Origin of the sequence: Rahnella sp. AA (assembly GCF_002834385.1) — a bacterium.
Classification (GTDB): domain Bacteria; phylum Pseudomonadota; class Gammaproteobacteria; order Enterobacterales; family Enterobacteriaceae; genus Rahnella.
In genome coordinates this window covers 185,788-200,859 of the sequence record NZ_PITQ01000008.1, presented here as the reverse complement: position 1 = coordinate 200,859, position 15,072 = coordinate 185,788, and the positions used below count along the sequence as shown (strand labels likewise).

Below are 15,072 nucleotides of genomic sequence, written 5' to 3'. Positions count from 1 at the left end.
GCCAGATAATTCAGGATCTGCAAATGCAGATCCTGTTGCCGGGCTATACCGCAAAATCAACGCGGAATTCTTTCATGCCAGTATTTGGTGAACTCTTCTTCACCGTTCAGGCTGACCACCATGTCGCCGCTGACGATAAAGTGTGTCAGATCACTGCGCAGTTCGAGCGTAATTTCCGCCTCCATCCACCAGCCTTCACGCCCCATTTTCATGGTTTGTGTCAGCAGATAGCGCGCGGAAAGCGGGTCACTGTTGCTCACCGTCAGCTCGCGGCGTAAACCGTGATCGACCGTCGTATCGATATCATCGAAACGGTAAACGCCTTCGCCGAATACGCCGCCCACGCCGTGGGTCACGCTGGTCCAGCTGTCAGTCAGGAAATCATAAGTGATGTTGCGGTCAACGCGTCCTGGCGACAGCACAGTCTGCGGAGTGAGCGGGGCGCTTTGCGGTTCGGCGATCGGGCCATCAATGGATACCGGTTGTTCGCAAACCGGCAAACTCAGCTGCGCGCTGTGCAGATCTACCGTCAGCGTTGCGGCTTCTGCCATAGGCCAGATCATCGGCCAGAACGTGGTTGCCAGCGAGAGTCGCAGACGGTGCCCGGCGGCAAAGCGGTGAGCGATGCCATCCAGCTGTACCGGTACTTTGACTTTTTGCCCCGGTACGAGCGGTACAGATTTATCGTGGCCGTGCAGGTGTGCCAGATTCAGCCAGCCGTGCGTGACGCGGTTTACCGCGCCTTCCGGTGAAACGTCGGAAAGGCGCACGTAAAGCATCGCAGCCGGTTTGTCACTGCTCAGTTCCACCGTGAATTCCGGGAAGCCGAAGATGGACAGCGGTTCGGCCAGCGGTTCGCCGTCAAAGATTTCCGCCATACCATCGTCAACGCGCTGATCCGGCGGCATTTCACCAGGCACGCCTGCGCCCATCCATTCACCGGCCATCAGCCCGTGATTCTGAGGCGTACAAATATTGATGACACCTGCACCGGCGTCTGGCTGAGTATTCAGCTGGCCGCGCGAAAGCCAGCGGGGCATATAATTAATATTGCTCGCGGTGCCGCGATCAAAACCGACCCATTCACCTTTGCTGACCGGACGCATCGCCGAAGGCGGCTGGCTGTCCTGCAACCAGGTCTGAATCATCGGGCCTTCCATCGCGCCGTTTTGTTCGCCCTTCAGCCAGTGATCCCACCAGCGAACTGCTTCCTGCAGGAAACCGATCGCCGGTTCCGGCGTGCCGTCCTGCGGATAAATATGCGCCCACGGGCCGAGAATGGCGCGGCGCGGAACCTGTAAATTATCCATCAGGCGGAAAACGGCATTGCTGTACGCATCAGCCCAGCCGCCAATCGCCAGCACCGGGCATTCAATGGCTGACCAGTCTTCACACACCGAACCGTGCTGCCAGTATTCGTCGCGCAGCGGATGTTCCATCCACAACGCCGGGAAAAACGGCATGTTCTCCAGGCGGTTAAGCCAGTCGCCATACCAGCTTTCGCCGACCAGCGCCGGATCGGCCGGGCGGCTCTGGTACGCCAGCATAATGCCGCCCCACCAGAGATTATCGTTAAGCAGGCAGCCGCCTTTGTAATGGATGTCGTCGCGATAGCGGTCGTCGGTGGAACAGACGGTGATGATGGCTTTCAGGGCGGCTGGACGGCGTGCGGCGACCTGCAATCCGTTAAATCCGCCCCAGGATTTGCCCATCATGCCGACGTTGCCGCTGCACCAGTTTTGCCGGGTGATCCATTCGATGACTTCCAGCGCGTCGTCCTGTTCCTGCAACAGATATTCGTCAGCCAGCAATCCGTCGGATTCACCACTGCCGCGCATGTCAACGCGTATCACGGCGTAACCGTGACCGGCAAAGAAGCCGTGCATCGGCTCGTCACGCGTGCGGGTTCCGTCGCGTTTGCGGTACGGGATGTATTCGAGAATGGCCGGAACCGGCTGGCTTGCAGCGTCGTCCGGCAGCCAGAGGCGGGCGGCGAGGCGCGTGCCATCGCTCAGCGGGATCCACAAATGTTCGGTCACGGTGACGGCGTGAGGGAATTCGGTCACGATGCGTTTGGTGCTCATAAGGCTCCTGTCGAAGAAAGGGCTGCCGCAGGGAGCGCGGTGCCGCGCAGGGCAAGAACGTCGTCCAGCCAGCTGGTGCGCATTTCCGGTACGGACGTCAGCAGTTTTTCGGTGTAGCTGTGCATTGGCGCGCTGAATACTACGTCGGTATCGCCGCTGGCGACAACCTGGCCCTGATACATGACCGCGACCTGATGGGCAATGCGTTTTACGGTGCCCAGATCGTGTGTGATGAACAGGTATGACAGCCCGAGCTGTTCCTGTAAACGGCGCAGTAAATTCAGTACTTCTTCCGCCACCAGAGGATCGAGCGCGGAGGTGGCTTCGTCACAGATAATCAGTTCCGGCTGTGCTGCCAGCGCGCGGGCGATACAAACGCGCTGTTTCTGCCCGCCGGAGAGTTCGCCAGGGCGACGGTCAATCAGCTTTACCGGCAGCTCGGTCAGGCGCAGCAACTCTTCCACGCGTTCGCGAACCTGCTTTTTGTTCATCCCGAAATAGAAACTCAGCGGGCGGCCAATGATATCCAGCAGCGTCTGGCGCGGATTGAGCGCCACGTCGGGAAGCTGATAAATCATCTGCATCCGGCGCAGGGTTTCTTTGTTGCGCTTCTGGTAATTGTGCGAAAGCGCCATGCCGTCGAAATCCACCGAGCCTCCGGTGTCCGGTAACAGACCCACCAGCGCCCGCGCCAGCGTACTTTTTCCGCTGCCGGATTCACCGATAATCGCCAGCGTTTTACCGCGCGGGAGTTGCAGACTGACATCATGCACCACCCGTTTGCCATTATAACCGGTGCTGAGTCTCTTCATGGTCAGCAGCGGCTGGCCGGAAGATTCATGGCCGCCGGTCAGCGGCGTCAGCGCGTGTTCACGCTCCGCGACCAGCCTGCGGGTGTAATCCTGCTGCGGGTTTTCCAGAATAGTTTGCGTGCTGCCGGTTTCCACTTCCTTGCCGTGACGCAGCACCATAATGCGGTCGGCGAGCTGTGCGACAACGGCCAGATCGTGCGTGATGTACAGCGCGGCGGTGTTGAACTCACGCACCAGTTTACGCAGCATCACCAGCACTTCAATTTGCGTGGTGACGTCCAGCGCCGTGGTCGGTTCGTCCATGATCAGCAAATCCGGTTTACAGGACATCGCCATCGCGGCCATTGCGCGCTGAAGCTGCCCGCCGGAAAGCTGATGCGGATAACGCTTGCCGATGTTTTCCGGATCCGGCAAATCCAGTGAGCGGAACAGCGAAATTGCCCACTGACGGCTTTCTTCTTTGTTCATCAGACCGTGGCGGATCGGGCCTTCGCAAACCTGTTTTTCGATGGTCAGCGCCGGGTTAAACGAGGCGGCGGCGCTTTGTGCAACATACGCCACGCGCTTGCCGCGCCATTCGCGTTTAACGCGTGAAGGCTGAGAAACGATATCGGTGCCGTCGAGGATCACTTCGCCGCCCGCAATCCGGCAGCCCTGACGCGCATAGCCCAGCGCTGCCAGCCCGATGGTGGATTTCCCCGCGCCGGATTCGCCAATCAGCCCGAGCACTTCGCCCGCCGCCAGCGTCAGGGATATATCCTGAACCAGCGGAGAGCCGTCGAGAGTTTCGATGCGCAGGCCGCGCATTTCTAAAATCGTCCGGGTCATGCTTCATCTCCATGCGGCAGGCTGTTACGTGCCAGCAGCCAGTCAACCACCAGATTGACGCCAATGGTCAGCAGCGCAATCGCCGCCGCCGGATAAAGGGGCGCAAACTGGCCGAAGTTAATCGCCTGCGCGTTATCCCGCACCATGCTTCCCCAGTCCGCGTACGGCGGCTGAATGCCCAAGCCTAAGAAACTCAGGCCCGCGATAAACAGGAACGCGAAGCAAAAACGCATACCGAATTCGGCAAGCAACGGCGGCAGGGCGTTCGGCAGAATTTCCCTGAACAGCACCCAGCGCAGGCCTTCGCCGCGCAGACGCGCCGCTTCGACATATTCCTGGCAGACAATCGCCTGCGCCACCAGCCGCGCGAGACGGAACACGCGGGTGGCGTCGAGCAGGGCGATCGTCAGCACCAGAACCGGAATCGAGGTGCCCATTACAGACAATACGATCAGCGCGAAAATCAGCACCGGAATCGACATCACGGTATCGACGATGCGCGAAAGCACGGTATCCACCCATTTGCCGTAAATCGCGGCGGTGAAACCGGTGACGATGCCGATGATAAACGAGCTGAAGGTGATGGTCAGGGCGATGGCAATTGTCGTGCGCGCGCCAAATAAAATGCGCGAAAGCATGTCGCGCCCGAGGCTGTCGGTGCCAAACGGCGTGGCGGCAGACGGCAGCAGCCAGATATCGCCGACCTGTTCGGTTTCGCTGTGCGGCGCAAGCCACGGCGCGAAAATGGCGGCGAAGAGATTCACCGCAATAATCACAATGCCAATCCAGGCCGACAGCGGGATGTTAATGAAATACCGGTTCATGCTGTCCCTCTTTTAGCGCGCATGGCGCAGGCGTGGATTACACCAGATCGCCAGTAAATCGGCGGTGGTGTTGAGAAAAATGTAGGTGCCGCCAAACAGCAGGCCGCAGGCCTGAACCACCGGCAGGTCGCGCTTGGTGACGGCGTCCACCATGTACTGGCCGATGCCCGGATAAACAAACACCACCTCGACCAGAATGACGCCGACCACCAGATACGCCAGATTGAACGCCACGACGTTGATGATCGGCGCAAGGGCGTTGGGCAGGGCGTGTGAGACCACAATACGCCAGCGCGGAATGCCCTTGAGCACCGCACTTTCGATGTACGGGCTGGACATCACCGCCGTCACCGACGCACGCGTCATGCGCAACATATGTGCCAGCACGACCAGCGTCAGGGTGAGCATCGGCAGTGTGCAGACGTAAAGCCGGTCGAGGAACGAAGATGAACTATCAACCATCGCCAGGCTCGGGAACCACGTCAGGCGGATAGCAAAGGCGATCACCAGAATGTAGCCGACGAAAAATTCCGGCACGGAAATGCTGATGAGCGTGAGGGTATTTGCCAGCCGGTCGAACACGGAACCACGCCAGATGGCAGACGCAATTCCTAAACCGACCGCCAGCGGAATGGCGATCACGGCGGCATATCCGGCCAGAAACAGCGTATTCGCCAGACGTGGCAACAGCTCATCGCTGATGGCGCGGCCATTGGCCAGCGAATGCCCGAGATCCCCGTGCATAATGCCCGCCAGCCAGTGCAGATAACGCAGCACCGACGGTTCATCCAGCCCCAGTTGCAGACGCAGTGCCGCCACAGTTTCCGGCGTCGCGCTTTGCCCTAAAATCGCGGTAGCGACGTCGCCGGGCAGCATTTCTGTGCCGATAAATATCAGCACAGAGACCAGCCACAGCGTGATAATGCCCAACAGGACCCGCTGTAAAATCCGTTTTTTCATCATGCCTCCAGCCAGACGCGCTCGGCCAGACGACCACCCATGAAGTTGAACATCGGATGCGGTTTAATCCCGCCGACTTTTTTGCTGGCGGCATCAAGATAATCACCAAACAACGGGATCATCGCGCCGCCGTTGTCGCGCACGATGCTTTGCAGTTCGCCGTAGATTTCCGCGCGTTTGCTTTCATCCAGCAGTGAACGTGCCTGAAGCAGCAGTGTGTCGAACTTTTCATCTTTCCAGTGCGTGTCGTTCCACTTGGCGGTGGACTGGTACGCGGTAGAAAACATCTGGTCAGCTGTCGGCCGTCCGCCCCAGTAACCCATGCTGAACGGCGCTTTCATCCACACATCGTCCCAGTAACTGTCGGCAGGCTGGCGCTTGATGTTGACCTGAATGCCGCCCTTCTGCGCCTGACCCTGGAACAATGCGGCGGCGTCGAGCGCACCGGCAAAGGCGGCGTCAGACGAAGACAACTCGATTTTCAGGTCGGTTAATCCGGCTTTTTTCAGGTAGAACTTTGATTTGTCCGGATCGTAAACACGCTGCTCGAGGCTGTGGTTGAAGAAACGGTCGGTTTTCGGGATCGGGTGATCGTTGCCCAGCGAGCCGTAGCCGCGCAGCACGGTATCAAGAATTTTCTGGCGGTCGATGCCGTGTTTAATCGCCATACGAACATCGTTGTTGTTGTACGGCGCGACGCTGCAATCCATCAGGAACGTAAAGTGCTGGCCGCCGGAGGAACGGATGATGTTCAGGGCCGGGCTGCGTTTGAGGAAATCGACGGTTTTGAAATCGACGCGGTTAATTGCGTGAACCTGACCGGAAATCAGGGCGTTGGTGCGCGCGGTCGGGTCGTTGATCACCAGTACTTCCACGGCGTCAACAAAGGCGCGATCCGGCTTCCAGTAATTCGGGTTACGTTTGAACAGCGAGCGCACGCCCGGTTCGTACTGATCAAAGATAAAACCGCCGGTGCCAATCGGGTGCGACCAGTCGGTGAAGCCCGCGGGCACGACCACCAGATGGTAATCCGCCAGCAGGTATGGCAGGTCGGCGTTGCCGCCGTCGAGCGTGATCAGAATCTGGTTGTCGCCCTGTTTGGTCAGGCCGGTAATCGGTGCCAGCTGCGTTTTGATGGCGCTTTTGGATTTGTCGCCGCGGTGCAGGTTGATGGAGTAAAGAATATCGTCGGCGTCCAGTTTTTTGCCGTTGTGGAAGGTGACGCCATCACGAACGGTAAACACCCATTCGGCTGCGCCCGGTTTGGCTTCCCACGCGGAGAACAGTTCCGGCGTGGCTTTGTTATTTTCATCAATTTCAATCAGGCCGTTCATCAGCATATATGCCTGGTTGAGCGGCACCCAGTCGCTGAATAACGTCGGGTCGAGCGTATCACTGGTATTTCCGCCTGACATACCCAGTTTTAATATGCCGCCTTTTTTCGGTTCAGCGGCGAAAACAGAGAAAGGAGAGAAACCCATGGCACTGGTAATACCCACAGCGGAAGCGCTGGTAATAAAGCCGCGACGGCTAAGTTGTGCATCCTGCATTAATTTCGTCAAAGGGGAATTATTATCTTTCATTAATTTTCTCCATAGTACGTGCTGGAATTTTATAGGTGCAGGCGAAATACTCCGGGTGTTTCAAAATGGCGAAATGAATTGCCTGAATGATTTATATCAAAACCCCCCGTGGAACTTGCATGAGAATTTATCATGAGAGTATGCGAAAAATGCGCGGCAGAACACCCTGAAAAGCTTTATTTTTCTGAGCTATCAATGTTTGGAAAGGGAAGTGGCCGGTGGAAATGCATACGGTTGTCGGCTTAATTGGCGTGTTTTGCTACCTCCTGGCTTATGCGCTGGTTCAGATGCGCAGGCTAGCGGTTGATGCTAACAGTTACGCGTATCTTAATATAATCGGCGGTGTATTTGGCCTGTATTCATTAAGCCATGATTTTAACCTTGCATCCTGTATTTCGCAGTCATGCTGGCTGTTGTTTACATTAATTGGTATGAATTCTGCGAGAAAACGCAGGATTATGGAGAAAAATAAAATCCCACCTGCAGATGTCAATTCATAATATTTTATTATGACGTCAGATTATTATTATTTTTTATAAATAGTGTGACGGCACTCTCGTCAGTTCTGCTAAATATTGATTGCCAGACCAGATATCTGAACTCTGGCAATTCCCTTTTCTACGGCTGTTTCAGCCAGTTAATGACTTTGTGTACGATGGGCTTCAGGTATCTGTCCTGCGGCGTCAGCATGTAGCATTTTCCGGCTGCGGCGAGTTTACCCGGATGCGCGGCGACCAGTTGCCCGCTGTTGATGTAATCCTGCACCAGACCTTCCCAGCCCAGAAGAATGCCATCGCCCAGCACCGCCGACTGCACCAGAAACGGATAGTTGTTGGCGCGCCATGTCCGGCGCGGGGTGACGAAAGTGACATCCTGCGAAGCAAACCAGTCGCGCCAGCCGGTCCATTCCCGCTGCGGATCGTCCTGAATCAGCAGGGTTTGTTCGAGTAAATCCGCCGCACTGGCACCCGGCGGCAGACGGCTGAAAAATGCCGGCGAGCACATCGGATAACAGACTTCATCAAAAAGCGCCTGCACGTGATAGCCGGGTGGTGGCTCGCGAAGATAGAAAATAGCCAGATCAAATTCTGATGACTTGAGCTCAGAAAAACTGTCGGAAATTTTCATCTGGATTTGCAGATCCGGCATCAGCTGGCGCAAAGAAGACAGGCGCGATGACAGCCACAGGCCGCTCATGGCGCTGGTGCAGGCCAGCGTCACCTGCGGCAAACCGTTCCAGCCCATGACTTCTGCTGTCGAAAGCGAGATATCGCCGAGCAGTTTTCGCACCTGATGTGCGTATGTTTCGCCGCGTGGCGTCAGCGTTGTTTTACGCTGCGCGCGCTGGAAAAGTTTGCAGCCGAGCATTTCTTCAAGCTGAATAATCTGGCGGCTGATGGCGCTTTGCGTGAGGTTCAGCTCGTCGGCTGCCCGGGAAAAACTGCAATAACGCGCCACACATTCGAAGGCCACCAGGGTGTTGAGCGGCGGTAACGGTTCTATCTGCACAGTGATGAGTTCTCCGGGATGCGTTTAACAGCTTTCCAGCATATGTGAAACCATCTGCCCGACCTGCTGGACGGCGCGTTCGGTTTTGGCCGCCAGAGGCTGCGCATAGTTGATGCGCAGACAATTGCGATATTTGCCTGAGGCAGAGAATATCGAACCGACGGCAATTTGCACCCGATGTTCTTCCAGCAGGCGGTTCAGGCGCTGTGTATCAATGCGTTCATCCAGCTCAATCCACAGCAGAAAGCCACCCTGGGGCCGGCTGACCCGCGTGCCGCACGGGAAATATTTCATCACCCAGTCGGTCATGGTGCACAGGTTGCGCTGGTACTGATTGCGCATTCTGCGCATGTGCAGAAGGTAATGGCCCTGTTTGATGAAATCCGCGATGGCAATTTGCGGCAGCGTGGCCGACGCACCGGTGGTGATGTATTTCATGTGCAGTGCCCGGTCGTGATACCGGCCCGGCGCAATCCAGCCGACGCGTAAACCGGGCGCCAGCGTTTTGGAAAATGAGCTGCAAAGCAGCACGCGACCATCTTCATCGAACGACGTAATGGTGGCCGGTCTCGGGTACTGATACGCCAGTTCGCCGTAAACATCGTCTTCAATAATGGCGATATCGTAACGCTGCGCCAGGCGCAAAAGCGATTTTTTACGGTCATCCGGCATATTGTAGCCGAGCGGATTATTGCAGTTTGGCGTGAGCTGAATGGCTTTGATGGGCCACTGTTCCAGTGCCATTTCCAGCGCTTCCAGGCTGATGCCCGTCACCGGGTCAGTCGGGATTTCCAGCGCTTTCATACCAAATCCTTTCAGGGTTTGCATCGCGCCGTGAAAACTCGGGGAATCAACCGCCAAAATATCGCCGTGCTCGCAAACGGAACGGATGGCGATAGACAGCGCTTCGTGGCAGCCGGTGGTGATCAAAATATTACTGGCATCCATATGGCTGCCGCTGTCAATCATCAGGCGCGCAATCTGTTCACGCAGATCTTCCGAGCCGTAGATGCTGTCATAATGGAATGCGTTGAGGTTCTGATGTTGTCCGGCGCGCCCCATCAGGCGGCTTAGCGGTTTGAGCGTGGCGGCCGTGACGTCCGGTGTGCCTCGCCCAAGCTGAACAAAACCGGGAAGATGCGGCGAGGTGATCAGCTCCAGCACCTGATCCCACTGTGAAATTTCTACCGGGCGCTGCGTCGGGCGGCAAACGGCAGGCAGTGCCGCCTGCAAGCGAGCTTCCCTGACGAAGTAACCCGATTTTGGTCGTGCTTCCACCAGCTGTTTTTCTTCCAGCACGCGGTACGCCTGCTGAACGGTGCTGACGCTGACGCCGTGCTCGCTGCTTAAGACGCGCACCGACGGCAGGCGGATCCCCGCCGGATACAACCCCTGTTCAATGCGATCGCTCAGCACGTTCGCCAGATTTTCGTAACGGTTCATTTTCATTTCCTCAACGCCTGCGCAATAAGAGCAGTACAGATGCGTCTAATCTAACGCCTGATCTGTCATCTGATCCAGATCTGTATGGTTGAAATATAAAAAAACTGAATCTGTAATGTTTTTGCCGAATGTTAGATCCTGATCACAGGTCGTTAACAGGGGCAGAAAATGAAAAATACTATTGAAGAACGGCAGTTTGCCGCGTGTGAGTCAGTGCGTTGTGCCGAAATTGCCGCACCGGTACAGATGCCGGTTAAGCAGGGCGGATGGGTGAAACAGGTGTTCAGTGCTTTGCATGACTGGAATGAGCGCCGCATCAGCCGCAAACTTCTGCATGCGCTGAGCCCGGAGCAATTGAAAGATATCGGGCTGGCAAAATCGGATATCGATAAAGAGTATCCGCGCAGCGTCTGGCCGAACTGGCCGAAATAAATGAGATGGTATGAAAAAGGGGAAACGGTTTCGCGTTTCCCCTCAGATTTCTTCAGCAGGGCCTTTTAGTAGCTCAGGCTGAGAATGCGGCGGGCAGCCACCAGATCAATATCTTTGTGTTCGCCCATCGGCAGCAGGTTGAAGCGGGTCAGATTCTCCAGCACTTCTTCAATGACTTTTTCCGGCACGCCGTACGCGCTGATGCGCGTTTTCACACCCATATCATCAAAGAAATCGCGGGTTTTATCGATGGCCGAGGTGATACGGGTTTCTTCATCACCTTCGGTCAGCCCCCAGACGCGCTCTGCGTATTGCAGCAGTTTGAGACGTTTGGTTCCGCGTTGTACCTGAAGCAGCGAAGGCAGCAGAACGGCCAGCGTTTCCGCATGATCCAGATGATACAGTGCGGTCAGCTGGTGGCCGATGCGGTGCGTTGCCCAGTCCTGCGGTACGCCGACGCCAATCAGACCATTCAGTGCCAGCGTTGCAGACCAGGTGACGGTTGAGCGAACGTCGTAATTTTCCGGGTCAGTCAGCGCTTTCGGGCCTTCTTCGATAAGCGTCAGCAGCAGGCCTTCGGCAAAACGATCCTGTACTTTGCCGTATACCGGATACGTCAGGTATTGCTCAATCACATGCACAAAGGCGTCAACCACGCCGTTGGACACTTGTTTGACCGGCAGCGTGTAGGTTTTTCGCGGATCCAGCACGGCAAACTGCGGGTACAGATGGGCGTCGCTGAAACCCATTTTTGCGCCCAGCGCGACGTTGGTGACCACGGCGGTCGGGTTCATTTCCGAACCGGTCGCCGGTAACGTCATGATGCAGCCCAGCGGCATGGCTTTTTCCAGCGGCAGGCGTTTCGACCACATATGCCAGACGTCGCCTTCGTACAGTACGGCAGCGGCGATGAATTTGGTGGCATCCACGACAGAACCGCCGCCAACGGCCAGCAGAAAGTCGATTTTTTTCTCTTTAACCAGCTCAACGGCAACCATCAGGGTTTCGAAATGCGGGTTAACCTCAATACCGCCAAATTCGAAAATTTCGCGGTCACCGAGAGCTTTGCGCGCTTCATCAATCGTACCGAATTTTTTCGCGCTGCCGCCGCCGTAGGTAATCAGGACGCGGGCGTTGGCAGGAATGTACTGGCCGATATCGGCAATACGCTGTGTACCAAACAGAACGCGGGTGGGATTGTAGTAATCGAAGTTAAACATAGCAGGAACTCCTTGAACCTCCCCTCAGGGATGAGGGGAGGGGCTTGCTGAGAAACGCAGTGGCTTATTTCACCTGCATGCCAGGTTGTGCGCCGGAATCCGGGCTGAGCAGGAAGATGTCTTTTCCGCCAGGGCCTGCGGCCATCACCATGCCTTCGGAAATGCCAAAGCGCATTTTACGCGGCGCAAGGTTCGCGACCATGATGGTCAGGCGGCCTTCCAGCGCTTTCGGATCCGGATAGGCAGAGCGGATGCCGGAGAAGATCTGACGGGTTTCGCCGCCCAGATCCAGTTGCAGACGCAGCAGTTTGTCGGAACCTTCCACGAAATCAGCGCTTTTGATCAGCGCGATACGCATGTCGACTTTGGCGAAATCATCAAACGTGATGGTTTCCTGAATCGGGTCATCCGCCAGCGGGCCGGTTGCAGGGGCTTTCGCCGCCGCAATGTCTTCTTTTGATGCGTCAACCATGGCAGTCACTTTATCCAGTTCGATACGGTTAAACAGCGCCTTGAACGGATTAACCTGATGAGATAGCAGCGGTTGTGCAATCGCATCCCACTCAAGCGTGGTGTTCAGGAACGCTTCGGTACGTTCAGACAGTGAAGGCAGAACCGGTTTCAGGTAGGTCATCAGAACGCGGAACAGGTTGATGCCCATTGAGCAAATCGCCTGCAGGTCAGCGTCGCGGCCTTCCTGTTTTGCCACAACCCACGGCGCCTGTTCGTCAACATAACGGTTAGCCAGGTCAGCCAGCGCCATGATTTCACGGATTGCGCGGCCTGATTCGCGGCTGTCGTACGCCTGCGCGATGCTTTCTGCCGCATCGGTGAAGGTTTTGTACAGCGCTTCGTCCGCCAGTTTATCCGCCAGTTTGCCGTCAAAACGCTTGGCGATGAAACCGGCATTACGTGAAGCCAGGTTGACCACTTTGTTCACGATGTCTGCGTTCACGCGCTGCACGAAATCTTCCAGATTCAGGTCGATATCGTCGATACGGGAAGACAGTTTCGCGGTGTAGTAATAACGCAGGCAGTCCGCATCCAGATGGTTCAGATAGGTGCTGGCCTTGATGAAGGTGCCGCGTGATTTGGACATCTTCGCGCCGTTCACCGTCACATAACCGTGAACAAACAGGTTGGTTGGCTTGCGGAAGTTGCTGCCTTCCAGCATTGCCGGCCAGAACAGGCTGTGGAAATAGACGATGTCTTTACCGATGAAATGATACAGCTCGGTGGTGGAATCTTTTTTCCAGAACTCGTCGAAGTTCAGGTCGCTGCGGCGGTCGCACAGATTTTTGAATGAACCCATGTAGCCGATTGGCGCATCCAGCCAGACATAGAAGTATTTACCCGGAGCATCAGGGATTTCAAAGCCGAAATACGGTGCGTCGCGGGAGATATCCCACTGCTGCAGACCGGATTCAAACCATTCCTGCATTTTGTTCGCGACCTGTTCCTGCAACGCACCGGAACGGGTCCACGCCTGTAACATCGCGCTGAACTCCGGCAGGTCGAAGAAGTAGTGCTCGGAATCGCGCAGCACAGGCGTCGCGCCGGAGACCACTGATTTCGGCTCGATCAGTTCGGTCGGGCTATAGGTTGCGCCACACACTTCGCAGTTATCGCCGTACTGGTCTGGCGATTTACATTTCGGGCAGGTGCCTTTGACGAAACGGTCAGGCAGGAACATGCCTTTCTCCGGATCGTACAACTGAGAAATGGTGCGGTTCTTGATGAAACCGTTTTCTTTCAGACGGCCATAAATCAGCTCCGACAGCTCACGGTTTTCGTCGCTGTGCGTGGAGTGATAGTTGTCGTAGCTGATGCCGAAGCCGGCGAAATCTTTCTGATGCTCCTGGCTCATTTCGGCAATCATCTCTTCCGGCTTGATACCGAGTTGCTGCGCTTTCAGCATGATCGGTGTGCCGTGCGCATCGTCCGCACAGATGAAGTGCACTTCATTGCCACGCATTCGCTGGAAACGGACCCAGACGTCAGCCTGGATGTGCTCGAGCATGTGACCGAGGTGGATGGATCCGTTGGCGTACGGAAGTGCACAGGTTACCAAAATTTTTTTCGCGACTTGAGCCATAGTAAGAGCTTGCTTTCTGTAGTTGAAATCAGGGGTATTGATGTTAACCGAAAGCGCCGCCCCGCGTAAACAAACGGGGGGATCTCCTTACGGGTGTTCTGTTATGCTATTACACAGATAAATAGTCTGATAACCAGTTTCAAGGAGCCGGGATGACATCTCAATCCCCACAGCAGTCCTCACCCGCAGGGCTGCGCGCACTAGTGACCGGCGTACTGGCCACCTTCCGTCATTCAACCCTGCAAAAAGATTTGGCTGCAATAAAAGCAGTGCATCATTGCGTGCTGATGGACGAGGTTTTGCATATCGATCTGACGCTGCCCTTCGCGTGGAACAGCGGTTTCGACGTTTTAAAAGAAGAAACCAGCGGCGAACTGCTGCGGGTGACCGGCGCTTCGGCCATCGAGTGGAACCTGCGTCACGATATTGCCACGATGAAACGTGCTAACGATCAGCCCGGTATTAAAGGCGTGCGCAACATTCTGGCCGTCAGCTCAGGCAAAGGCGGCGTGGGGAAATCTACCACGGCGGTGAACCTGGCACTGGCGCTGGCCGCTGAAGGCGGAAAAGTCGGCATTCTGGACGCGGATATTTACGGCCCGTCAGTGCCGAACATGCTGGGCACGGAAGAAGAGCGCCCGACGTCGCCGGATGGCGTACATATGTCGCCGATTATGGCGCACGGGCTGGCTACCAACTCCATTGGTTATCTGGTCACCGACGAAAATGCGATGGTGTGGCGCGGCCCGATGGCCAGCAAAGCGCTGATGCAGATGTTGCAGGATACGCTGTGGCCGGATCTGGATTATCTGGTGATTGACCTGCCACCGGGCACCGGCGATATCCAGCTGACGCTGTCGCAAAATATTCCGGTGACGGGTGCCGTTGTCGTGACTACGCCGCAGGATATTGCGCTGCTCGACGCCATGAAAGGCATCGTAATGTTTGAGAAAGTGCACGTACCTGTGCTAGGCATTATCGAAAATATGAGCATGCATGTATGCAGCAACTGCGGGCATCATGAGCCGATTTTCGGCACCGGCGGCGCACAGCGTCTGGCCGAGAAATACCGTTGCGAATTACTGGCTCAGTTACCGCTGCATATTTCACTGCGTGAAGATTTGGATCGCGGCGAACCGACCGTTGTCTCTAATCCTGAAAGCGAGTTCACGGCGATTTATCGCGAACTGGCGTCAAAAGTGGCGTCACAGCTGTACTGGAAAGGCGACGCCATTCCGACAGAAATCGCTTTCAGGGCGGTTTAATCCTCCAACTCTGCGAA

General features: G+C 56.2%; 12 protein-coding genes. 3 read left to right on the top strand and 9 right to left on the bottom strand.

All coding sequences use genetic code 11. The features are described 5' to 3' along the window. Positions 1-56: 56 nt before the first annotated feature. The 5 genes from CWS43_RS19270 to CWS43_RS19250 are packed head-to-tail and all read right to left on the bottom strand — an operon-like array spanning position 57 to position 7,091. On the bottom strand, positions 57-2,084 hold the full coding sequence (locus CWS43_RS19270) for a CocE/NonD family hydrolase (RefSeq protein WP_101078694.1): 2,028 nt from the start codon (positions 2,082-2,084) through the stop codon (positions 57-59). Next, a complete protein-coding gene (locus CWS43_RS19265) occupies positions 2,081-3,724 on the bottom strand; it encodes an ABC transporter ATP-binding protein (protein ID WP_101078693.1) in 1,644 nt (547 codons plus the stop codon). Before CWS43_RS19265 ends, CWS43_RS19270 begins: the two co-directional genes overlap by 4 nt. Next, on the bottom strand, positions 3,721-4,548 hold the full coding sequence (locus CWS43_RS19260; protein ID WP_101078692.1) for an ABC transporter permease: 828 nt from the start codon (positions 4,546-4,548) through the stop codon (positions 3,721-3,723). The genes CWS43_RS19265 and CWS43_RS19260 overlap by 4 nt, the downstream gene beginning before the upstream one ends. 12 nt (positions 4,549-4,560) lie before the next feature. Next, positions 4,561-5,508, bottom strand: a complete 948-nt coding sequence (locus CWS43_RS19255; RefSeq protein ID WP_101078691.1) for an ABC transporter permease — start codon at positions 5,506-5,508, stop codon at positions 4,561-4,563. Further along, positions 5,508-7,091 (bottom strand): ABC transporter substrate-binding protein, encoded by a 1,584-nt coding sequence (locus tag CWS43_RS19250; RefSeq protein WP_101078690.1) that lies wholly within the window; start codon positions 7,089-7,091, stop codon positions 5,508-5,510. The genes CWS43_RS19255 and CWS43_RS19250 overlap by 1 nt, the downstream gene beginning before the upstream one ends. A gap of 218 nt (positions 7,092-7,309) precedes the next feature. Here CWS43_RS19250 and CWS43_RS19245 point away from each other — a divergent pair, with 218 nt between their 5' ends. Then, positions 7,310-7,591, top strand: a complete 282-nt coding sequence (locus tag CWS43_RS19245) for a cyclic nucleotide-binding protein (protein ID WP_101078689.1) — start codon at positions 7,310-7,312, stop codon at positions 7,589-7,591. A gap of 118 nt (positions 7,592-7,709) precedes the next feature. On the opposite strand, the gene CWS43_RS19240 is transcribed toward CWS43_RS19245, so the two are convergent. Beyond that, on the bottom strand, positions 7,710-8,600 hold the full coding sequence (locus tag CWS43_RS19240; protein ID WP_101078688.1) for a LysR substrate-binding domain-containing protein: 891 nt from the start codon (positions 8,598-8,600) through the stop codon (positions 7,710-7,712). A gap of 24 nt (positions 8,601-8,624) precedes the next feature. Further along, positions 8,625-10,043: a PLP-dependent aminotransferase family protein gene (locus CWS43_RS19235; RefSeq protein WP_101078687.1), complete on the bottom strand. Its 1,419-nt coding sequence runs from the start codon at positions 10,041-10,043 to the stop codon at positions 8,625-8,627. A 168-nt stretch (positions 10,044-10,211) separates the two neighbouring features. Here CWS43_RS19235 and CWS43_RS19230 point away from each other — a divergent pair, with 168 nt between their 5' ends. Then, positions 10,212-10,475 carry a DUF1127 domain-containing protein gene (locus CWS43_RS19230; protein ID WP_101078686.1) on the top strand — a complete coding sequence of 88 codons (264 nt, stop codon included), beginning with the start codon at positions 10,212-10,214 and terminating at the stop codon, positions 10,473-10,475. 65 nt (positions 10,476-10,540) lie between these two features. On the opposite strand, the gene CWS43_RS19225 is transcribed toward CWS43_RS19230, so the two are convergent. Further along, positions 10,541-11,695, bottom strand: coding sequence for an iron-containing alcohol dehydrogenase (locus CWS43_RS19225; protein ID WP_101078685.1), 1,155 nt, complete (start codon positions 11,693-11,695; stop codon positions 10,541-10,543). 64 nt (positions 11,696-11,759) lie between these two features. Further along, positions 11,760-13,832 carry a methionine--tRNA ligase gene (gene metG / locus CWS43_RS19220; RefSeq protein WP_255414163.1) on the bottom strand — a complete coding sequence of 691 codons (2,073 nt, stop codon included), beginning with the start codon at positions 13,830-13,832 and terminating at the stop codon, positions 11,760-11,762. A 110-nt stretch (positions 13,833-13,942) separates the two neighbouring features. Between metG and apbC the strand changes: the two genes are divergently transcribed. After that, positions 13,943-15,055: an iron-sulfur cluster carrier protein ApbC gene (gene apbC / locus CWS43_RS19215; protein WP_101078683.1), complete on the top strand. Its 1,113-nt coding sequence runs from the start codon at positions 13,943-13,945 to the stop codon at positions 15,053-15,055. The last annotated feature ends 17 nt before the right edge of the window (positions 15,056-15,072 follow it).